Source organism: Halopseudomonas oceani (genome assembly GCF_002903165.1).
Taxonomy (GTDB): domain Bacteria; phylum Pseudomonadota; class Gammaproteobacteria; order Pseudomonadales; family Pseudomonadaceae; genus Halopseudomonas; species Halopseudomonas oceani.
The window spans coordinates 193,408-214,280 of the sequence record NZ_PPSK01000003.1 but is presented as its reverse complement, the minus strand read 5'-3'; the positions used below and the strand labels follow the sequence as shown (position 1 = coordinate 214,280).

The following is a 20,873-nucleotide window of genomic DNA, read 5'->3' as shown; positions in this document are numbered from 1 at the left end:
CTATTTAAGCCCGAAGCCGGCGACTGGCGTCAAGTCGGGGCACCTCGACACTTGTCAGCAGATGTTGGCGGGGCAACAATGCAGCCTTGTCTGAATCCGCGAGCCCAAGGAAGCTGGATGACCAACGAATCCGCAGCGCTACGTCTTACCCCGGACCAACTCACCGCCCCCATCGATCTCGACAGTCTTGGCTTTACCACCACCGATGACCTTGAACCTTTCCGCGGCATTCTTGGCCAGGAGCGCGCCGTAGAGGCGCTGCAATTCGGCGTGGCAATGCATCGCCCAGGGTATAACGTGTTTGTCATGGGCGATCCCGGAACCGGCCGCTTCTCCTACGTGCAGCGCTATCTGCGTACCGAGGCCAAGCGCCAGATCACGCCGCAGGACTATGTCTACGTCAACAATTTCGATGATCCGCGAGAGCCCTGGGTGATCAGCCTGACGCCGGGCTCGGCGGGTGAGCTGATCGAAACCATCGACCGCTTTATCGACAACCTGCTGGCGACCTTTCCGGCGGTCTTTGAGCATCCCGCCTATCAGCAGAAAAAAAGCGCCATTGATCGCGCCTTCAACCAGCGTTATGACCGCGCGCTGGATTCGGTTGAGCGCCGAGCCCATGATAAGAGCATTGCCCTGTACCGTGATTCACAGAACATCGCCTTTACGCCAATGAAAGAGGGTAAGGCGCTGGACGAGGCCGATTTCGCCCAGTTGCCGGAGGAAGAGCGCGAACGCTTCCACAGCGATATCTCGGAGCTGGAAGAGGTGCTCAATCAGGAACTGGCGAGTTTGCCGCAGTGGAAGCGCGAGTCCAGCAACCAGTTGCGCGAGCTTAATGAGGAAACCATCACCGAGGCGCTGCAGCCGTTGTTGGAACCGCTGCTGGAGCAGTACAGCGGGAATCAGGCGATCTGCGACTATCTGCAGGCGATGCGTCAGAATCTGTTGAAAACCGTGATTGATCAGTTGGTTGAGGAGCGTCAGCTGGAGGCGCGACCGGACGCTTTCAAGAAGCAGCTATTGATAGAGCAGTACAGTCCGAGCCTGGTCGTTGGTCACCATACAAATGGCGGCGCGCCGGTGGTGCACGAACCGCACCCGTCTTATGACAATCTGTTCGGCCGGATCGAGTATACGCCGGAGCAGGGCGCCTTGATCACCAGCTACCGGCATATCCGCTCAGGCGCTTTGCACCGTGCCAACGGCGGCTTTCTGCTGCTGGAAGCAGAAAAACTGCTGGGTGAGCCCTTCGTCTGGGATGCACTCAAGCGTGCGCTGCACTCGCGTCAGCTGAAGATGGAATCACCCTGGGCCGATATGGGCCGGCTGGCAACGGTCAGCCTGACGCCGCAGGTCATTCCGCTGGATGTGAAGGTGGTGATCATCGGCTCACGCCAAGTCTATTATGCGCTGCAGGATCTGGATCCGGACTTTCAGGAGATGTTCCGCGTACTGGTCGACTTTGATGAAGACCTCGCGCGCACGCCAGAAAGCATTGAGGGAATGGCGCAGTTGTTGAAGACCCGGACCTCGGAAGAAGGGCTGGCGCCGCTCACGGCAGCTGCTGTCGCCCGCGTGCTGACCTACAGTACTCGATTGGCCGAGCACCAGAAGCGCTTGTCGGCGCGCATCAGCGACATCTTCCAGTTGGTCGCTGAAGCGGATTTTACCCGCCAGCTGGCCGGCGACCCGGTTACAGATACGGCGCATATTGAACGCGCGCTGCGCGCCAAGGAAACTCGCACAGGGCGAGTCAGTGCGCGTATTCACGAAGATATGCTGTCGGGCGTGATTCTGATCGACACCGATGGCGCAGCGGTGGGCAAGTGTAACGGTCTGACCGTGCTGGAAGTCGGTGACTCGGTATTCGGTCTGCCGGCGCGAATCAGCGCCACCGTGTACCCTGGCGGCAGTGGCATTGTCGATATCGAACGTGAGGTAAACCTCGGCCAACCGATCCACTCCAAGGGCGTGATGATTCTGACGGGTTTCCTGGGCAGCCGATATGCTCAGAAGCATCCGCTGGAGATCTCGGCCAGTATCGCGCTGGAGCAGTCCTACGGCTATGTCGATGGTGACAGTGCCTCGCTCGGCGAGGTCTGTACGCTTATTTCCGCATTGTCACGCACACCACTCAAGCAGTGCTTTGCGATTACCGGTTCGATCAACCAGTTTGGTGAAGTACAGGCGGTCGGCGGGCTCAATGAGAAGATCGAAGGATTCTTCCGCCTGTGCCAGGCCCGTGGTCTGACCGGAGAGCAGGGGGTTATCATTCCGCGCTCCAATGTGCCGAACCTGATGCTTGGTGAAGAAGTGTTGCAGGCCGTGCGGGCAGGTCAGTTCTCGGTCTACGGCGTATCGCGAGTTGATGAGGCGCTGGCGCTGCTCGCCGGAGAGCCGGCGGGCGATATGAATGACGAGGGCGACTTCGCCGAAGGCAGCATCAACGCGCGGGTGGTAGCACGGTTGGCCGAGATTGCCGAGCGTGACCGCGAAGAGGAGGAGGCCGACACCGAGTCGGCTGACGACGCCCAAGGCTGAGCCGTGCGCCATTCCCGTTGGCGCCTTGAAACATAAGCGCCAACGGCATCTGTCTACAGGGTTATCCACAGGCTTTGCTGCGACACACTGTCGCAAATAGGCGGTGGATAACACAATAAGGTCTTGACGGCAGCCGCTGTATCTGACCTTTCAGCAATCTTGCCTGCTTCTGGAAGGTGCATGGTTGCTGGTCTGCAGGCGAAGTGATGGCACATCGTAAGCAATCTTGGCAACTGAGCAAAATTTGTGCGGAGCGCATGAGCGCCCGTGCTGACAGGGTCGCAGTGAGTTATCAGTTCACTGCTCACAGAGTTATCCACAGTTACTGTGAACAACCGCTGTGCCCCAAAACTGAGCCTATGTAAATTGAGGTAATGCGCTTCATGGAACGCCTTCTGGAAAACATGATGTATTCGGCGCGCTGGATTCTGGCGCCCATTTATTTCGGTCTGTCTCTGGCGCTGCTGGCGCTGGCGGTGAAGTTCTTTCAGGAGCTGATTCATCTGGCGCCGCACTTGCTTGAGACCAAGGAAGCTGACTTGATTCTGGTCGTGCTGTCGCTGGTCGACATGGCGCTGGTAGGCGGGCTGCTGGTGATGGTGATGATTTCGGGCTACGAGAACTTCGTGTCTCAGCTCGATATCGACGAGGGCAAGGAAAAGCTCAGCTGGCTGGGCAAGATGGACTCGGGCTCGCTGAAGATGAAGGTGGCCGCTTCTATTGTGGCGATCTCATCTATTCACCTGCTCAAGGTGTTTATGAATGCGGTCAATATCGATAACGACAAGCTCATGTGGTACGTGCTGATCCACCTGACCTTCGTTGTCTCGGCCTTCGCCATGGGACTGCTGGACAAGCTCGCCAAGGACAAGCGCCACGCTGATTGACAGCGTTGTACATTTTGGCTGGGTTTTGCGTTGTGATGTATAGTCTCTGTATAAGTTTTTGGAGGCGTACGCATGACTCTGGAACAATTGCAGTTGGCCGCAGAGCAGGGACGTCTGCAGCGCCTGGCGCTACTTTCGCACGAAGGCAGTCTCTATCTGGTTGAGACCCAGGTGGATGGTCAGCGTGCGTTGCTGCACGGCGATGGTCTACCAGCACCCCGGCACTTTCGCTCTCTTGAGGACGTGCGCCGGGCTCTGGCCGATTTGCCCTGGCCGACGATTGAGCTGGTTCATCTGAATGTGGCTGATGAGGCTGGTGCCACCGGCCCGGTAGCCGGGTCGGCGGATGCGGCCGCCATGCGCCTTACTGTGTCATTGCACCCATGAGTGTGCGCAACCTGATTCTGCTGCTGGGGGATCAGCTCGACCCCGCGATCAGCAGTCTCGCTGGTGCTGATCCGGCCAGCGACCACATTCTCCTGATCGAAGCGGATGAAGAGGGACGTTACGTGCCCCACCATCCGCAGAAGATTGTCTTCATTCTTTCTGCTATGCGGCATTTCGCCGAGAACCTGAGTTCAAGGGGGTTCTCTGTTGACTACATTCGCCTGGACGACCCGGCCAATACGGGTTCGCTGGACGGCGAATTGGCGCGCGCACGCGCTCGGTTGGCCCCTGAGCGCATTTTGCTGACCGAGCCGGGTGAATGGCGGTTGCTTGAGCGCTTTCGTCAGCGTCAGGACGACTGGCCCGAGCTGGAGCTATGTCCGGATACGCGCTTTTTCTGCAGCAGTGAACGCTTTGCCCGCTGGGCAGAGGGGCGCAAGCAGTTGCGCATGGAGTATTTCTATCGAGAAATGCGCCGGGAAAGCGGGCTGCTGATGACGGCTGAGGGACAGCCTGAAGGGGGGAGCTGGAACTACGATGAGGACAATCGCAAACCGCTGCCAACGGGGCATGCGGTACCGGACCAACCGCATTTCCCTGCGGACGCGATTACCCAGGCGGTGTGTGCATTGGTGGCAACGCGCTTTACCGACCACTACGGCGCTCTCGACGGTTTTGACTACCCGGTAACCCATGCCGAAGCAGAGCAACTCTGGCAGTGCTTTCGCCGTCAGGCGCTGGCACAGTTTGGTGATTTTCAGGACGCCATGGCGGTCGACCAGCGCTGGCTGTTTCATGCGCGCATTGCCGCGGCGCTGAATATCGGCCTGCTGGACCCGCGCCGGGTCTGCCTGGATGTGCAGGCAGACTGGCAGGCCGGGTTGATTCCATTGAATGCCGCCGAAGGGTTTATTCGCCAGATACTCGGCTGGCGTGAGTATGTGCGCGGCATCTACTGGCTGATGATGCCGGACTATGCCGAGCGCAACACGTTCGGCAATCAACGTGCGTTACCCGAGTTCTACTGGACTGGTCAGACCCGCATGCGCTGCATGCAGCAGGCCATCGGCCAGACCCTTGAGCATGCCTATGCACACCACATCCAGCGGCTGATGGTGACGGGCAACTTCGCCTTGTTGGCGGGCATTGAACCAAAGCAGATCTGCGACTGGTATCTGGCGGTGTATATGGATGCCTTTGACTGGGTCGAGCTGCCCAATACGTTGGGCATGGTGATGCATGCCGATGGCGGCTTTCTGGGCTCCAAGCCCTATTGCGCCAGTGGTCAGTACATCAAGCGAATGTCCAACTATTGCAGTGGGTGTAGCTACAAGGTGGGCGAGCAGACGGGCGCTAGGGCGTGCCCGTTCAATGCACTGTACTGGCATTTCATCATGCGTCATCGCGATCAGCTCAGCGGCAACCCGCGCATGGGGCTGGTGTACCGCAATCTGCAGCGGATGCCGGAGGCGAAGCAGCAGGCGCTTTGGGACTGGGGTGAGCATCTGTTGGTTCGGTTGGACGCTGGCGAGGCGTTATGAGGTGCAAGGGCGATTTGCCGCAGAAGGTCTGCGCGGTCTGTGGTCGCCCCTTCAGCTGGCGGCGCAAATGGGCCGCATGCTGGGATGAGGTGCGTTCCTGTTCGGAACGCTGCCGACGAACGCGCCGCAACTGATGCTCAGCTGGCGGCTAGCACCACGAATTTGGGCGCCGCGGCCACTTGCTCAACCGTGCCAAAGTAGCGCTTCAGCGTCTGGTGATAGCCCAAATGGCGATTGCCGACGATCAGCAGTTGGCCGCCCGGTGCGAGCGCGTGGCGGCTCTGGCGAAACAGCCGTCGGGCGATCTGGTCGCCGACCACCTGTTGCTGGTGGAACGGCGGGTTGCAGAGGATCAGGTCTGCGCAGCCGGCTTCGGCCTCGCTTAGCCCGTCGCTGACGATAAACCAAGCGCTGCGACCGGGGAAGGCGGCACGGAAGTTGTCCTGTGCCGAGGCCATCGCCGCCCATGACTCGTCGACGAAGGTCAGTTGCACATCCGGATTGCGCTGGGCAGCCATCAAGCCGAGCGCGCCATTGCCACAGCCCAGGTCGATCACGCGAGCGTTGCCTCGGTCGGCCGGAATGCAGGGCAGTAGCACGCGGGTGCCGATATCCAGTTTCTCGCGGGAGAATACGCCGGGGCGGTTGCTCAACTGCAGCGAAGTCCCTTCCAGTGGGTAGCTGCTGGTCAGGTCGGCAATTCGTGGTTGCAGCGCTGGATCATGCCGGCACTGCAACAGGCGCGCCTTTTTCCAGCCAAGCGAGGCCTGATATGGGCCGATGTGTGCTGCCAGCAGGTCACCAGCGCTGGGTGGCAGATGTTTGATCATGCTGCCGGCCAGCAGCAAGGCATTGTCCGCGAGTTGCGGACGCAGACGCTGCAGTTGGTCTTGCAGCAGGCTGAGACTCTTCGGAATGCGCAGCAGCACCTGTTGGTACTGGCCGTCTGGGGTTTGCGTGCTGTTAAAGAAGCGCACGTTGGCTGGGTCGAGGCCGTTTACAGCGAGGTTGTCCTGCAGGGCACGCCAGCTCATCCATGAATCACCCCAGCTGTGCACCTCAATATTTGCCGATGCCAGCGCGGTGGCGAGGGTGCCGAAGCTGTCGTTGATGATCAACACCGGCTGGTTGCTCGCGGGTTCTTCCTGAAGGCGTTGCAGCAGGTACAGGTCGGCCGCGTCGAAGGCCTGCAGGGAGGCATCGCGGGAAGCGGGGTAGCGCTGTAATTGCAGCGTGCCGTAGGACGTATCGCAGGAAAGCATGGTGGGCCAGAGCGGTTGAAAGTGCCGCGCAGTATAGCATCGCGCGGTGCTGTGACAGCGAGGCACCGCGCGATTGAGAGTAGGGTTCAGCCTTGCTTCTGCTCCTTGAGCAGGTCACGGATCTCGCCGAGCAGGACTTCTTCTTTCGAGGGCGCAGGTGGAGCCGCAGGCGCAGCTTCTTCTTTCTTCTTCATGCTGTTCATGACTTTTACGGCAATGAAAACCGCGGCGGCGATGATCATGAAGTCGACCACGCTCTGAATGAACAGGCCGTAACTAATGGCCACTTCAGTCGCCTCACCTTCGGCTTCCTTCAGCACAATAGACAGGTCGGTAAAGTTCACGCCCCCAATCAACACACCCAACGGTGGCATGACCACATTATTGACGAAGGAGGAAACGACCTTGCCGAAAGCGGCGCCAATAATGATACCCACGGCCATGTCGACAACATTGCCGCGCATGGCAAAAGCCTTGAATTCATCCAGTAGTTTCATTGCGTATTTCCTGAGTGGCGCCGACATGGCGTGAGCTGATCATAGCGCCGCGCTCATGCCAGACCAACTATTTCAATTCTTCATCCAGTGCTTCACAGAGAATACGCAGGGCCTGGATTCGGGCATGCCGTTTGTCTTCTGCGGGAATAAGGTGCCAGGGGGCCGAACGGGTAGAGGTGTGCTCGACCATGTCGTTCATTGCCTGAACGTAGGCGGGCCAGCGCTTGCGGTTGCGCCAATCCTCGTCCGTCAGTTTGTAGCGCTTGACCGGGGATTGCTCGCGGTCCTTGAAACGCTTGAGCTGCTCCTCTTCGGTGATAGCCAGCCAGAACTTGATCAACAGGGTGCCGCTGTCAGTCAGTTGCTGTTCGAAGTCGTTGATTTCGGCGTAGGCGCGCTGCCATTCGGCGTCGGCAGCGAAGCCTTCGACACGTTCTACCAGCACCCGGCCGTAGTAACTGCGATCAAACACAACGACGTTGCCCGGCGCGGGAATGCGGCGCCAGAAGCGCCACAGATAGGGCATGCGCCGTTCTTCATCGCTGGGTGCTCTGGTGCCGTGTACGCGCAGGATACGCGGGTCAAGGCACTGGGTGATGCGACGGATGGTGCCACCCTTGCCAGCGGCATCGCTACCTTCAAAGACCAGCATCAGGCTGCGTCGGGCAAAGCGCGGGTGCTGTATCAAATCGCGCAGGCGGTTTTGCCAGTGTTCCAACTGCTGCTGGTAATCGTCCTTGGACAGTTGCAGGCTGTAATCCAGCTGGGCGAGGTAGTCGCGCTGGGCCGGTTGCCAGCCGTAAATCGGTCGCGGTTTGGGGGCATTTTTGAGGCGTTCGCGCATGGCTTCCAGCACGATCTGGCCAATGCGCTGATCGCGTTCATGCGGGTCCGCTGCCGGAACCCGTATCCAGGGCGACTCGTTGCTGGAGGTTAGCTCGGTCATCAGGCGGGCGCTCTCGCGGACCTTCTCGTAGTCTGCCGCACTGAAGTCGCCCCACTCGCGCATCGCTACCGTTTGCCTGAGCAGGCTTGGGTCAATGCGCTGGCGTGCGCCGCGTTCGTCATCGGTCAGATGCAGCCAGACTTTCACCAAGATGATGCCCTCGTCGTTGAGCATCCGTTCGAAATGCAGGATTTCCTGCATCTGTGCGGTAAAACGGTTGATGCTGATCTGCCCGCGGCTCAGTTTCATCAGTGGCTGGTGATACCAGGAACCCAGATAAAATCCCAGCTCGCCGGTGGGTGGCAGGGTGCGCCAGTAACGCCACATGCGCGGCATGCGCTTGTCGACCCCTTTTGGCAGGCCAAAGGCCCGGGTGTTGAGATAGCGGTTATCGAGCCATTCATAGAAGCTGTGAATGACCTCGGCCTTGCCGGCGAAGTCATTCCCGCTGATCAGGACCAACACCGAGCCGCGTTCAAGGGTGCGGAGTTCAAACTGGGTTTCGAGCAGCTCTTCGCGCAGCGCTTCACGTTCGGCTTTGCGTTTCTTGTTTGTATCCTTGCTGTTACTCATCGGCGATGGCGGTCCAGTTGATATCGGGTACATGCTCAAAGGCGGGGCGGGCCAACAGGTAGCCCTGGATCAGATAGATGCCGATAGAGCGCAGGAAGGCTAGCTCCTCGGAGGTTTCTACTCCTTCGGCGATGACCTCGATGTTCAGGGTTTGGCAGACGCCCAGAATGCCACGCACGATGGCCTGGCGCACCGGGTCGCGATCAATGTTACGCAGTAGCGCCATATCCAGCTTGATGATGTCTGGCTGAAATTCCGCCAACAGGTTCAGCCCGGAGTAGCCTGCACCAAAGTCATCAATTGCTGTCTTGAACCCCCGGCGGGTGTATTCGCCGAGAATGCTCTTGAGGTGAGCGTGGTCGGTAACCTGTTCCCCTTCTGTCACCTCGAACAGCAGCCGCTCCGGCGGAAAGTTGTGGCGCTTGGCTGCTTCCAGGGTGGCCCTGATACAGGTTGCCGGCTCGTAGACGGCGTTGGGCAGGAAATTGATGCTGACATAGCCGGGTATGTCCAGGCGCGCTGCCAGCTCAACCGCCTTGACCCGACAGGCCTGATCAAATTGATACCGGTTCTCGTCTGTCACCTGTGCCAGAATGGCGGCCGCGCCACTGCCGTCAGTACCTCGCACCAGCGCCTCGCAGGCGAAGATCTCGCGACTGCGCACGTCGATGATGGGCTGAAACGCCATGCTGAACTCAAAATCGAGCGGGGGGCGGTCGGTGCAGGCCCGGCAGGGCGGCGGTGTTTGTGGCTCGGTGGTCATTTTTTGGATCCTTGCGCCTCTGGACCGCCAGTATAGAAGATAATGTTCTCCTGATATCAAGCGGCATGCACGGTGCCGCTCCCTGAGGTTGATTGAACGCATATGGCTAAACAGAAGCGCGTATACGGCTGCACCGAGTGTGGCGCCACCTTTTCCAAATGGGCCGGGCAGTGCCCGGAGTGCCAGGCCTGGAACAGCATGGTTGAGACCGTGTTGGACACCACGCCTACCGGTGGCAGCCCGTCGCGTACGAGCAACTGGACCGGCCAGCAAGCCGCGGTAAAGACGCTGGCTGAGGTCACCACTGAGGAGATGCCCCGCCAACCCAGTGGTTCTTCCGAACTGGATCGGGTATTGGGCGGCGGCCTGGTCGCCGGCTCTGTCGTGCTGATCGGCGGTGATCCCGGGATTGGCAAGTCGACTATTCTGCTGCAGACCCTGTGCCGCTTGGCGCAGGGCATGCCCGCGCTTTATGTGACCGGTGAGGAGTCGCAGCAGCAGGTAGCGATGCGCGCGCGCCGGCTCGGCTTGCCGGAAGATCAGCTCAAGGTGATGACCGAGACCTGTATCGAGAGCATTGTTGCGACGGCGCGGCAGGAACAGCCCCGGGTGATGGTGGTCGACTCGATCCAGACCATTTTTACCGAACAACTGCAGTCGGCTCCCGGCGGCGTTGCCCAGGTGCGCGAAAGTGCAGCCTTGCTGGTGCGTTACGCCAAGCAGAGCGGAACGGCAATCTTTCTGGTCGGTCACGTGACCAAGGAAGGGTCGCTGGCTGGGCCGCGGGTGCTTGAGCACATGGTTGATACGGTGCTGTATTTCGAGGGTGAGGCCGACGGCCGTTACCGTATGCTGCGGGCGGTCAAGAACCGTTTTGGCGCGGTCAACGAGCTAGGGGTGTTCGCCATGACCGACAAGGGCCTGAAGGAAGTGGCCAACCCGTCCGCGATTTTCCTCTCCCGTTACGACGCGCCGATCCCCGGCAGTGTGGTGATGGCCACCTGGGAGGGCTCGCGGCCGATGCTGGTGGAAGTACAGGCGCTGGTCGACACCAGTCATCTGGGTAACCCGCGGCGGGTGACGCTGGGTCTGGATCAGAACCGGTTGGCGATGCTGCTGGCCGTACTGCACCGCCACGGCGGCGTTGCTACCTATGACCAGGATGTCTTTGTCAACGTGGTCGGTGGCGTCAAGGTGCTGGAGACGGCAGCCGATCTGGCGCTGCTGGCCGCAGTCATGTCGAGCCTGCGCAACCGGCCGCTGCCGATGGATCTGATGGTATTTGGTGAGTTGGGGCTGTCGGGTGAAATTCGCCCGGTGCCAAGCGGACAGGAACGCTTGAAAGAAGCCGCCAAACACGGCTTTACCCGCGCCATCGTGCCTAAGGCCAATGCGCCCAAGGAAGCACCTAAAGGAATGCAGGTGATTGCGGTAACCCGGCTGGATCAGGCGCTGGCGGCGATATTTGAGTAGCAGCGGCGTAGCCGCTGCTACAGCTGCAAGCGAAAAGCGAAACCTCCGGGGCTAGTCGCTGGGGGGGGAGTTGGGAGGCACTCTCAGCTTGAAGCTGCGGCGCGTGGCGCCGCCTAAAGCAAAGCCGCCAGCTCCCGCTCCAGCATCGTCTCGTCACCCAGATTTAGGGCAACCAGCCGACGCAGGTGGCTGATTGAGTCCAGATCAATGTGTTCGCACTGAAAGCCGAGCAGGTTTTCCTCGGCGTGAGCGAGGGTGACTTCCATGCGAATCTGACTGCCTTCGGACAGTTCGATAATCGCAATAAAAGGCGTCTGCGCGCGCGCCGGGTCCCAGCTTTCGGGCTGCATGACCAGCAGGCCACGCAGGGATATGTCGATCAATTGTGCTGCGACGCACCAGCCGTCCTGTTGCAGCATGGTCTGGGCATCGAACGGAATGCGGCTGAAGCGCCGTCTGTCATCGTGCATCCGATGGCTCCCGGGTGTCGTGGTCATCGATGCCCTCACTATAGCGCTTTTTGTTGCTTACACCACGCCTTGGGCTAGCATTGCGTCGGCTACTTTGACGAAGCCGGCGATGTTGGCGCCCTTGACGTAGTTGATGTGGCCGTCTTCTTCCTTGCCGTAGTATTCGCAGGCTGAGTGGATCGATTGCATGATGCAGTGCAGTTTTTCGTCCACTTCGCCGGCGCTCCAGTGTAGGCGCATGGCGTTCTGGCTCATTTCCAGACCGCTCACGGCAACACCACCCGCGTTGGCGGCTTTGCCCGGCGCAAACAGAATCCGATGCTCCTGAAGTAGGTCGACCGCCTCCAGAGTGCACGGCATGTTGGCGCCCTCGGCGATGGCAATGCAGCCGTTCTCGATCAGGTGGCGAGCGTCCTCGGCGTCCAACTCGTTCTGGGTTGCGCAGGGCAGGGCAATGTCGCAGGACAAATGCCAAGGGCGCTGACCGACGATGAATTCGCAGCCATCACCATGCAGCGATTCCAGGCGTCCACGCTGCTCGTTTTTCAGCGTCATCAGTGCGTCCCACTGGGCCTGCGTCATGCCGTCTGGATAGTACAGGGTGCCACCGGAGTCTGAGACAGAGATAACCCGTCCGCCCAGCTCCAGGACTTTCTGTGCGGCGTACTGAGCGACGTTCCCCGAGCCGGAAATGGCCACCCGCTTGCCGTCAATCTGTTGGTCACGCTGCTTGAGCATCTGTTCGGCAAAGTACACGCAGCCATACCCGGTGGCTTCGGGGCGGATCAGGCTGCCGCCATAACTGATGCCCTTGCCGGTCAGGACCGAGGTGAACTCATTGCGCAAGCGCTTGTACTGGCCATACATGAAACCGATCTCGCGGGCACCGACGCCGATGTCGCCGGCAGGGATATCCAGGTCGGCACCGATATGCCGTGACAGCTCGGTCATGAACGACTGGCAGAAACGCATGATCTCGCCGTTGCTCTTGCCTTTGGGGTCGAAGTCGGCGCCGCCCTTGCCGCCGCCCATTGGCAGTGAAGTCAGAGCGTTCTTGAATACCTGCTCGAAGGCCAGGAATTTGAGTACGCCAAGGTTGACCGAGGGATGAAAGCGCAGGCCGCCCTTGTAAGGGCCAATTGCACTGTTCATCTGGATTCGGTAGCCACGATTGACGCGTACCTGGCCGTGATCGTCGACCCAAGGTACGCGGAACATGATGACGCGCTCAGGCTCAATCAGTCGCTCGATGATGCCGTTGTTCAGGTATTTGGGGTTGGCCTCAAGGAAGGGCCATAGACTGCCAAGTACCTCTTCGGCGGCTTGATGGAATTCCGGCTGGTCCGGATCGCGGCGCTTGAGGTGGGCGAGGCAACTGTCGAGGGTATCGGTCATCGGTGCGGGCTATCCTTGAAATCGAGCGAAAGGCGTCGAATCTAGCAAAGCGCGCTTTGCACATAAATGATGCATTGCGTCATTTTGGTGCAATATGTAACAAGGCGTAAAAAATAGGCGTAAAAAAGCGGCCCGAGGGCCGCCTTTTCAACTGCCTGGTATCAGGCAAGCTTCTTGTAGCGTACGCGGTGCGGCTGCGCTGCAGCGTCACCCAGACGTTTCTTACGATCAGCTTCGTACTCGGTGTAGTTGCCTTCGAAGAAGGTCACCTGCGAATCGTCTTCATACGCCAGGATATGGGTAGCGATGCGGTCGAGGAACCAGCGATCGTGGGAGATAACGATGGCGGAGCCGGGGAAGTCCAGCAGCGCCTCTTCCAGTGCGCGCAGGGTCTCCACGTCAAGGTCGTTGGACGGTTCGTCGAGCAGCAGCACGTTGGCGCCCTGTTTGAGCGTCAGGGCCAGATGCAGGCGGCCACGCTCACCACCGGAGAGATCCTTGACGAACTTCTGCTGGTCGGAGCCCTTGAAGTTGAAACGGCCGACGTAACCGCGCGAAGGCATTTCGTAGTTGCCGACCTTGATCAGGTCGAAGCCATCGGAAACCTGCTCCCAGACGGTTTTGTTGCCGTCCAGATCATCGCGGCTCTGGTCGACACTCGCGATCTGAACGGTGTCGCCGATATCGATGCTGCCGCTGTCCGGTTGTTCCTTGCCGGTGATCATGCGGAACAGGGTTGATTTACCTGCGCCGTTACCACCGATCACGCCGATAATAGCGCCCTTGGGCACGGCAAATGACAGGTTGTCGATCAGTACACGGTCACCAAATCCTTTGCTTACACCGTTGAACTCGATGACCTTGTCGCCCAGGCGCGGGCCCGCCGGGATGTAGATCTCGTTGGTCTCGCTGCGCTTCTGGAATTCCTGCGATTGCAGTTCCTCAAAGCGCTGCAGGCGAGCCTTGGACTTGGCCTGCCGGCCTTTGGCGCCCTGGCGAACCCACTCGAGCTCGGCCTTCATGGCCTTGGCGTGGGAGGCCTCCTGCTTGGCTTCGGTTGCCAGGCGAGCCGCCTTGGATTCCAGCCACTGGGAGTAGTTGCCTTCGAACGGAATGCCCTGACCGCGGTCCAGTTCGAGGATCCAGCCAGCGACGTTGTCGAGGAAGTAGCGGTCGTGGGTAATCGCTACCACGGTCCCGGGGAAATCGTGCAGGAACTGCTCCAGCCAGGCGACGGAGTCGGCGTCCAGGTGGTTGGTCGGTTCGTCCAGCAGCAGCATGTCGGGAGCGGACAGCAGCAGGCGGCAGAGTGCAACACGGCGCTTCTCGCCGCCGGACAGGTGTTCAATCTTGGCGTCCCACGCTGGCAGACGCAGGGCATCGGCGGCCACTTCCAACTGACGCTCGAGATTGTGGCCGTCGGCGGCCTGCAGGATGGCTTCGAGCTTGCCTTGCTCGGCGGCCAGCGCATCGAAGTCGGCGTCGGGCTCGGCGTAGGCGGCGTAGACTTCGTCCAAGCGGGCTTGGGCGTCCTTGATTTCGCTGACTGCTTCTTCAACGATGTCACGTACGGTTTTGCTGTTATCAAGTTCCGGTTCTTGCGGCAGATAACCTACTTTGATACCCGGCATCGGCCGGGCTTCACCTTCGATCTCGGTGTCTACGCCGGCCATGATGCGCAGCAGGGTGGATTTACCGGCCCCGTTGAGACCCAGTACACCAATTTTGGCGCCGGGGAAGAAAGACAGCGAGATATCCTTGAGAATCTGGCGCTTCGGGGGGACGACTTTCCCGACCCGATGCATGCTATAAACATATTGAGCCATGGTGGCAGAACCTGTTGAATGGGAGTGTGCGAAAAGGGCTTCGCCAGAGGGGCGAAATGTGGTGGCAAGGCTAGCCCAACTGACCTGCGAGGGCAAACCGTTTGCGTAGTGCCCGACGCCTGCTGCCACTGCGCCAGATGGTATTTTTGCTGACCGCAAACCGACAAGTGATACGCCTTGAAGAAGAATAAAAACGAATCTACGCCCGAGCAGCAAGCGCCCGCCGCCGCACCGGTCACCCTGCAACCTGCGGTCAATCGCCTGGGTATTGCGATGTTTGCGGTAGCCAGCGGTTTGCTTATGGCGCTGCTTGGCTGGCAGACCTATCTCGACTTTCACATGCTTAAACGGCAGCACCAGACGCTGGTGGAAGAGGCGGTCTGGCTTACTGCTGACCAGATGGAACTCAATCTGGCAACCACTTCTCTTGCCTTGACGGCGCTGCTCGACAGCCTGGAAGACCAGCCCGCAAACACGGTTGCGATGGCGGCGCAGGCGCTGTTGCCCGGCGTCTACGATGTTCATCGTGTGGACCCGGGGCAGCCGCCGACAAGCAGTCGGGAGCCCTGGGCGCAAAGTGTGCGCCGCCTGCAGATCAGTGGGGAAGCTTTTGCCCTGGTATCGGATACCGAGCGTAACCTGTTGTTCTGGACATTGAGCAGTCAGCAAGACGGTCGTTATTGGGTTCTCCGCCTGGATGAACGCGTGTTGTCGGCACTGGTATCGGCCCGCCGTGGGCGCGGCTATCTCTGGTTGCTGGAAGACACCGGGCAAGGGCGGGTACTGGCACGCCAGCAGCAGGATCGACTGGCATTTCTGGGTGGTGCCGCGATGACCGCCGGGGAGCGTGAACGCGTCGTCGTGAGTGCGCCTGTCTCTGGCACGCTTTGGCAGGTGCGAGGGCTAGTTGAGCCGCATTACTACGGCCGTCAGTTGGCACCGCTGTTGCTGCGTAAGGTGCTGCTCTTTTGCGGCTGCCTGCTGATCCTGCTGGCGGCGCTCTGGTTCATGGGGCGGCAGGCTCGGGTCAATCGGTTGATGCAGGTGGATCAGGATCGCTCGATTCGCAGTCTGCTGGATACCGAGCGGCGTTACCGGGATATTTTCCAGGGCGTGGACATGGCGCTTTGCCTGGTTGATTTGGTCGATATCAAGCAGGCTCTGATGCGTGAGGGGATCTTTAACGCAGAACAGCTGGACCGCTGGTTACTGGACAACCCGCAGCGGCACGCTGAGCTGCTGAAGACAATCCGTATCCTGGAAGCCAATCAGGTTGCGCTGGAGTTGCTGGGACTGCCAGATGTGGCGTCGCTTGAACGGGTGCTGCAGGGCGACAGGCATCTGCGCCCCGGTGGTGGGCGTTACCGGCTGTTGAGGGCGCTGGTCAATGGGGAAGAGCGCTTTGAGCTGGAAACGCCACTGCGCCGCGCCGACGGCAGCACCATCTACGTCTGGGTCGTCATGCGCTTACCGGACAGCACGGACGCGCTGCATGCGGTGCCCATGAGCGTCACCGATCTCAGTCAGCGTCGGGCGACGGAGCTGACCCTGCGCCAGAGCCGCGAGTTCTGGGCGGAGGTGGTCCGCTCGGTGCCTGACCTGATTTATATCCGCGACGGCAAGTGGATGGGCGCAGGTGACTTTCTGTTCAGCAATCGAACGCTGGCTGAGCTGCTCGGCTATAGCGCGGAAGAAGAGTCGAGCATGGGCGCCGATTACCGGACCCGGCTGTTGCACCCGGATGATCTCGAATACATGCAAACCAACCGTCGGTTGCAACTGACTCTGGGCGACGATCAGGTTTTGGAGTGGCGAATTCGCTGGCATCACCGAACCGATGGTTGGCGCTGGTTCAGTGTGCGCTCCAAGGTGTTCAAGCGCTCGCCCGATGGCCGGGTGTCTCAGGTGATCGGCTTTGTCCGCGATATTCATGAACAGACGCTGGCGAATGAACTGATCCAGCGCTCCGAGGCGCGTTACCGGCAGTTGACAGAAAGCATCAGTGACATCGTCTGGTCTACGGACAGTGATTTCAGAACCGACTACATAAGCCCCTCGGTTCAGCGCCTGCTTGGCTACAGCCCGGAATTCATGCTCAGCAAGGCGTATGTTGAAACGCTGGCGGACGAGCGTTTTCTTGAGTTCATGGAGCGCATTCGCGAGGAGTTGCGCGATCAGGTTCATGTGCCCGAGCGTGCGGCAGCCCTGCGTGAGCATGGCTATCAGCGGCAGGTGACCTTTGACGGTATCAAGGCAGATGGGCGCAAGTGTCCGCTGGAGGTGCGTATCACCCTGATGTGGTCAGCGCAGGGGCGCTTCCTCGGGTTGCTTGGGCTGGCCCGTGACATCAGCGAGCAGCGGCGGACGGAAAACCGGCTGCGCATGGCGGCCACGGTGTTCGAAAACACCACAGGCGGTATTCTGGTCACCGATCCGGCTGGATACATAGTGCAGGTCAACGAGAACTTCTCGCGGATTACCGGCTATCTGCCGGAGCAGGTGATCGATCAGACCCCCTCCATGTTGGTGTCGCAGGGGCATGAGTCGCAATTTTCCAGCTCTGTTCTGACAACATTGCAGGCACAGGGACACTGGGAAGGGGAGGTATGGCAGCGCCGCGCTTCAGGTGAGGTATTTCCCAGTTGGGCGGGGATTACCGCAGTGCATGACAACGATGGTGATCTGGTCAGCTATGTTTGCTTTTTTGTCGACATCAGCGAGCGCAAGGCCTCGGAGGAGCGGATTCAAAGCCTGGCCTATTACGATGTGCTGACCGGTCTGGCCAATCGAACGTTGTTTCAGGACCGGTTGCAGGCTTCCCTGCAGCTGGCTGCCCGCAAGGGAGAGTGGGTTGCGGTGCTCTTCCTTGATCTGGACCGCTTCAAGCCGATCAACGATAGCCTGGGTCACGCGGCTGGTGATCAGGTGCTCAAGGAGGTGGCGCAGCGTCTGCGCGCCTGCGTGCGCGAGAGCGACACGGTTGCGCGCATGGGCGGGGATGAGTTCACCATGCTGTTGACCGGGTTGGCCAATCGGGAGGTTGCGCTCTCAACTGCCATGCATGTGGCTGAAAAGGTACTGAATGCGCTGGCGGGTGCCTTCGTGCTGCAGGGCCGCGATTTCTTTGTTACCGCAAGCCTTGGTGTTGCGCTTTATCCTCAGGACGGCGCTGAAAGCAGCATTTTGCTGAAAAATGCCGATACTGCGATGTATCACGCCAAGGGGGCAGGCAAGGCCACTTTCCAGTTTTACCAGCGTGACATGAATGCCAAGGCGCTTGAGCGGCTGGCACTGGAGAACGATTTGCGCCGCGCGGTACAGGATCAGGCTTTTGAACTGGTTTATCAGCCGCAGTTCAGTTGCCGTGACGGCCAGTTGACCGGGGCCGAGGCGTTGTTGCGTTGGCGCGATCCGGAGCGCGGTACGGTGTCGCCTGCAGAGTTTATTCCCATTGCTGAGGAGTTGGGGCTGATCCGCGGGCTGGGTGAGTGGGTACTGGATGAGGCTTGTCGACAGGTTTCCAGCTGGCGGGCCAAGGGGCTGCAGTTACCGCGTCTTGCGGTCAACCTGTCGGCTATGCAATTTGAAGACGGTACCCTGGCGGTGCAGATTGCTGCTGTACTGGAGCGGCACGGCCTGGCGCCAGAGGCGCTGGAGCTTGAGCTGACCGAGAGCATCCTGCTGCGCAACATTGATGAGACCATGCGCACGCTGGAAGAGCTGAAGCAGCGCGGCATGCAGATCGCCATCGACGATTTTGGTACGGGGTACTCTGCGTTGAATTACCTGCGCGATTTCCCGATTGATACGCTGAAGATTGACCGCGGCTTCATTCAGACCATGCTGCCCGGTAGTCGCGATGCGCTGCTGGCTCAGGCGATCGTGGCGATGGGGCGCAGTTTGCAGTTGCGGGTAATCGCCGAGGGTATCGAAACCGAAGAGCAGTACCAGTTGGTCAGCAGTTTTGGTTGTGACGAGGTGCAGGGTTACCACCTCGGGCGGCCGGTCGCTGCGGAGGAGTTCGAGCGGCGCTGGCTGTGGCGAACTGAATGAATGCTTTTTGTCGCTTCCTGAACGCTTTTCAAGTGCCAGTCTGTGACGCTTGCGTTAAAATGCGTCCTCTTTTTTCATCAGAACGACCTAGCAGGGGGCCGTTACATGTTTAGCCGTTCCAACGATATTGCCACATTCGATGCCGATCTGTGGGCTGCCATGGAGCAGGAAGCCGTGCGTCAGGAAGAGCACATCGAACTGATTGCCTCGGAGAACTACACCAGCCCGGCAGTCATGCAGGCGCAGGGCTCCGTACTGACCAACAAGTACGCTGAAGGCTATCCGGGCAAGCGCTACTACGGTGGTTGCGAGTACGTTGACGTTGTGGAACAGCTGGCCATTGATCGTGCCAAGGAACTGTTCGGTGCCGACTATGTCAACGTTCAGCCGCACGCAGGCTCGCAAGCCAACTCCGCCGTGTATCTGGCGCTGTTGCAGGCCGGCGACACCATTCTGGGCATGAGCCTGGCGCACGGCGGTCACCTGACCCACGGCGCGTCGGTTTCGTCCTCCGGCAAGCTGTACAACGCGGTTCAGTACGGCATCAACGATCAGGGCCTGATCGACTATGACGAGGTTGAGCGTCTGGCGGTTGAGCACAAGCCGAAGATGATCGTGGCCGGTTTTAGTGCCTATTCTCAGGTGCTGGATTTTGCCCGCTTCCGCGCTATCGCCGACAAGGTCGGCGCCTATCTGTTTGTTGATATGGCCCACGTTGCCGGTCTGGTTGCTGCGGGTGTTTACCCGAATCCTGTGCCGTTCGCTGATGTGGTTACCACCACCACTCACAAGACCCTGCGCGGCCCGCGTGGCGGCTTGATCCTGGCTCGTGCCAACGAAGAGATCGAGAAAAAGCTGAACTCGGCGGTTTTCCCTGGAGCCCAGGGCGGCCCGCTGGAGCACGTCATCGCGGCCAAGGCGATCTGTTTCAAGGAAGCATTGCAGCCTGAGTTCAAGGCTTATCAGCAGCAGGTTGTGAAGAACGCCCAGGCAATGGCCAAGGTGTTCATCGAGCGTGGCTTCGATGTGGTATCCGGTGGTACCCAGAACCATCTGTTCCTGCTGTCACTGATCAAGCAGGACATTACCGGCAAGGACGCTGACGCTGCTCTGGGGCGCGCGTTTATCACCGTGAACAAAAACAGTGTGCCGAATGACCCGCGTTCTCCATTTGTGACCTCTGGTCTGCGCATTGGTACGCCGGCGGTCACTACCCGTGGTTTTGTTGAAGCGGACTGCGAAGCGCTGGCTGGCTGGATCTGCGACATTCTCGACAACATGGGTGATGAATCCGTGATTGATCGGGTACGTGAGCAGGTCAAGGCCATCTGCGCGCGGCTGCCGGTATACGGCGCCTGATAGCAGTAAGTACTAAAAAAAGCCCACGACTGCTGTCGTGGGTTTTTTTTTGCCCGTAGTACGTGGCATTCTGGTAACAAGAGTAGCCGCAGTTGGTGTCCGGCATGGCTGCGCGGGCAGCAGAGGGTGATGTGCATAGAATAAGAATAACGACCAGAGTGTTTCTGCGATCGCTGTGGCTGCTGGTGCTGCTGGCGTCATCCCACATCAGTGCGCAGCAGCTGCCACCGCTGAAAGTCGTGCTGCTTGCTTACCCGGGTTACGCGGAGTACGACGCCCAGGGACAGGTTGTTGGTCGGACGGTGGATCTGCTGGATCGGCTGTTCGAGCGCGCCGAGTTGGATTATGAGATTGAGCTGTTACCTATTGCCCGTGTCCGGCGTGGACTGGTCTCGGGGGACGTCGACCTCTGGCTTGGGCTCAATAACCAGGTCGGGCTGGAGGCATACGCCATTCAGAGTCTTTCCAGCTTCGGATCTGTGCCCATTCACCTTTATTACCGTCCTGGCGAACCCGCGCCTACCTGGCCTGACAGTCTTCAGGGCAAGGCGTTGATCCTGATTACCAACTACAACTACAGCTTGCCGGTGTCGCGTGTGCTGCAGGACCCGCGGCTGGCCATTGAACTGCGTTCGAGCAGTTCTCACGTTGGCGCAATACGGATGTTGATGCGCAACCGCGGGGACTATCTGCTCGACTATCGGGGGCAGACGGCATCGGCCATGGCTGAGCTGAACCTGGATCAACTGCCTTACATCGTCGTTGATGATCCGCCGATGCGCTTGTTTGCGTCACGCAGCAGGCCGGATGCGGCGGTGCTTATCAATAGGCTCGACGGCGCTTTCGACTCGCTGGTTGCTGAAGGGGTCAACATGACTATCTCGCGGCAGTAGGTCG

General features: G+C 59.7%; 16 protein-coding genes. 9 read left to right on the top strand and 7 right to left on the bottom strand.

All coding sequences use genetic code 11. From position 1 onward, the window contains the following. The first annotated feature begins 117 nt into the window (after positions 1-117). From C1949_RS05060 to C1949_RS05040, 5 genes are all read left to right on the top strand, one after another. Entirely contained in the window at positions 118-2,544 is a 2,427-nt protein-coding gene (locus C1949_RS05060) for a Lon protease family protein (protein ID WP_104737378.1), read from the top strand. A 383-nt stretch (positions 2,545-2,927) separates the two neighbouring features. Then, a complete protein-coding gene (locus tag C1949_RS05055) occupies positions 2,928-3,431 on the top strand; it encodes a TIGR00645 family protein (RefSeq protein ID WP_104737490.1) in 504 nt (167 codons plus the stop codon). A 72-nt stretch (positions 3,432-3,503) separates the two neighbouring features. After that, the gene (locus C1949_RS05050) at positions 3,504-3,818 is read left to right on the top strand and encodes a DUF6482 family protein (protein ID WP_104737377.1); all 315 of its coding nucleotides are present in this window, start codon (positions 3,504-3,506) and stop codon (positions 3,816-3,818) included. Next, the gene (locus tag C1949_RS05045) at positions 3,815-5,359 is read left to right on the top strand and encodes a cryptochrome/photolyase family protein (RefSeq protein WP_104737376.1); all 1,545 of its coding nucleotides are present in this window, start codon (positions 3,815-3,817) and stop codon (positions 5,357-5,359) included. Before C1949_RS05050 ends, C1949_RS05045 begins: the two co-directional genes overlap by 4 nt. Beyond that, positions 5,356-5,493: a DUF2256 domain-containing protein gene (locus C1949_RS05040; RefSeq protein ID WP_104737375.1), complete on the top strand. Its 138-nt coding sequence runs from the start codon at positions 5,356-5,358 to the stop codon at positions 5,491-5,493. The genes C1949_RS05045 and C1949_RS05040 overlap by 4 nt, the downstream gene beginning before the upstream one ends. A gap of 3 nt (positions 5,494-5,496) precedes the next feature. On the opposite strand, the gene C1949_RS05035 is transcribed toward C1949_RS05040, so the two are convergent. The 4 genes from C1949_RS05035 to C1949_RS05020 all read right to left on the bottom strand — a co-directional run bounded on the left by C1949_RS05035 (position 5,497) and on the right by C1949_RS05020 (position 9,400). Beyond that, positions 5,497-6,621 carry a methyltransferase gene (locus C1949_RS05035; RefSeq protein ID WP_104737374.1) on the bottom strand — a complete coding sequence of 375 codons (1,125 nt, stop codon included), beginning with the start codon at positions 6,619-6,621 and terminating at the stop codon, positions 5,497-5,499. Positions 6,622-6,707: 86 nt separating this feature from the next. Continuing rightward, positions 6,708-7,118 carry a large-conductance mechanosensitive channel protein MscL gene (gene mscL / locus C1949_RS05030; RefSeq protein WP_104737373.1) on the bottom strand — a complete coding sequence of 137 codons (411 nt, stop codon included), beginning with the start codon at positions 7,116-7,118 and terminating at the stop codon, positions 6,708-6,710. 67 nt (positions 7,119-7,185) lie between these two features. Further along, entirely contained in the window at positions 7,186-8,637 is a 1,452-nt protein-coding gene (pap, locus tag C1949_RS05025) for a polyphosphate:AMP phosphotransferase (RefSeq protein WP_170063002.1), read from the bottom strand. Further along, positions 8,630-9,400, bottom strand: coding sequence for an EAL domain-containing protein (locus C1949_RS05020; protein ID WP_211287074.1), 771 nt, complete (start codon positions 9,398-9,400; stop codon positions 8,630-8,632). Before C1949_RS05020 ends, pap begins: the two co-directional genes overlap by 8 nt. A gap of 102 nt (positions 9,401-9,502) precedes the next feature. Between C1949_RS05020 and radA the strand changes: the two genes are divergently transcribed. Next, on the top strand, positions 9,503-10,873 hold the full coding sequence (radA, locus tag C1949_RS05015; protein WP_104737371.1) for a DNA repair protein RadA: 1,371 nt from the start codon (positions 9,503-9,505) through the stop codon (positions 10,871-10,873). Between the two features lie 113 nt (positions 10,874-10,986). On the opposite strand, the gene C1949_RS05010 is transcribed toward radA, so the two are convergent. The 3 genes from C1949_RS05010 to ettA form a co-directional block, all read right to left on the bottom strand. Next, a complete protein-coding gene (locus tag C1949_RS05010; protein WP_104737370.1) occupies positions 10,987-11,343 on the bottom strand; it encodes a PilZ domain-containing protein in 357 nt (118 codons plus the stop codon). Between the two features lie 57 nt (positions 11,344-11,400). Beyond that, positions 11,401-12,738 (bottom strand): NADP-specific glutamate dehydrogenase, encoded by a 1,338-nt coding sequence (gdhA, locus tag C1949_RS05005; RefSeq protein WP_104737369.1) that lies wholly within the window; start codon positions 12,736-12,738, stop codon positions 11,401-11,403. Positions 12,739-12,899: 161 nt separating this feature from the next. Then, complete coding sequence (ettA, locus tag C1949_RS05000; protein WP_104737368.1) at positions 12,900-14,564, bottom strand: energy-dependent translational throttle protein EttA; 1,665 nt, start codon at positions 14,562-14,564, stop codon at positions 12,900-12,902. A gap of 177 nt (positions 14,565-14,741) precedes the next feature. On the opposite strand from ettA, the gene C1949_RS04995 reads away from it, so the two are divergent. The 3 genes from C1949_RS04995 (at position 14,742) to C1949_RS04985 (ending at position 20,869) form a co-directional block, all read left to right on the top strand. Next, positions 14,742-18,617, top strand: coding sequence for a bifunctional diguanylate cyclase/phosphodiesterase (locus C1949_RS04995; RefSeq protein ID WP_104737367.1), 3,876 nt, complete (start codon positions 14,742-14,744; stop codon positions 18,615-18,617). Between the two features lie 105 nt (positions 18,618-18,722). Continuing rightward, a complete protein-coding gene (glyA, locus tag C1949_RS04990; protein ID WP_104737366.1) occupies positions 18,723-19,976 on the top strand; it encodes a serine hydroxymethyltransferase in 1,254 nt (417 codons plus the stop codon). A gap of 158 nt (positions 19,977-20,134) precedes the next feature. Beyond that, on the top strand, positions 20,135-20,869 hold the full coding sequence (locus C1949_RS04985) for a substrate-binding periplasmic protein (RefSeq protein ID WP_104737365.1): 735 nt from the start codon (positions 20,135-20,137) through the stop codon (positions 20,867-20,869). Positions 20,870-20,873 lie beyond the last annotated feature (4 nt).

Excerpts from the sequence above, each read along its gene's own strand:
- pap (WP_170063002.1), bottom strand. The coding sequence starts at position 8,637 with ATGAGTAACAGCAAGGATACAAACAAGAAACGCAAAGCCGAACGTGAA.
- radA (WP_104737371.1), top strand. The coding sequence starts at position 9,503 with ATGGCTAAACAGAAGCGCGTATACGGCTGCACCGAGTGTGGCGCCACC.
- C1949_RS05010 (WP_104737370.1), bottom strand. The coding sequence starts at position 11,343 with ATGCACGATGACAGACGGCGCTTCAGCCGCATTCCGTTCGATGCCCAG.
- C1949_RS05050 (WP_104737377.1), top strand. The coding sequence starts at position 3,504 with ATGACTCTGGAACAATTGCAGTTGGCCGCAGAGCAGGGACGTCTGCAG.
- mscL (WP_104737373.1), bottom strand. The coding sequence starts at position 7,118 with ATGAAACTACTGGATGAATTCAAGGCTTTTGCCATGCGCGGCAATGTT.
- C1949_RS05045 (WP_104737376.1), top strand. The coding sequence starts at position 3,815 with ATGAGTGTGCGCAACCTGATTCTGCTGCTGGGGGATCAGCTCGACCCC.
- ettA (WP_104737368.1), bottom strand. The coding sequence starts at position 14,564 with ATGGCTCAATATGTTTATAGCATGCATCGGGTCGGGAAAGTCGTCCCC.
- C1949_RS05020 (WP_211287074.1), bottom strand. The coding sequence starts at position 9,400 with ATGACCACCGAGCCACAAACACCGCCGCCCTGCCGGGCCTGCACCGAC.
- gdhA (WP_104737369.1), bottom strand. The coding sequence starts at position 12,738 with ATGACCGATACCCTCGACAGTTGCCTCGCCCACCTCAAGCGCCGCGAT.
- glyA (WP_104737366.1), top strand. The coding sequence starts at position 18,723 with ATGTTTAGCCGTTCCAACGATATTGCCACATTCGATGCCGATCTGTGG.
- C1949_RS05040 (WP_104737375.1), top strand. The coding sequence starts at position 5,356 with ATGAGGTGCAAGGGCGATTTGCCGCAGAAGGTCTGCGCGGTCTGTGGT.
- C1949_RS05035 (WP_104737374.1), bottom strand. The coding sequence starts at position 6,621 with ATGCTTTCCTGCGATACGTCCTACGGCACGCTGCAATTACAGCGCTAC.
- C1949_RS05055 (WP_104737490.1), top strand. The coding sequence starts at position 2,928 with ATGGAACGCCTTCTGGAAAACATGATGTATTCGGCGCGCTGGATTCTG.
- C1949_RS05060 (WP_104737378.1), top strand. The coding sequence starts at position 118 with ATGACCAACGAATCCGCAGCGCTACGTCTTACCCCGGACCAACTCACC.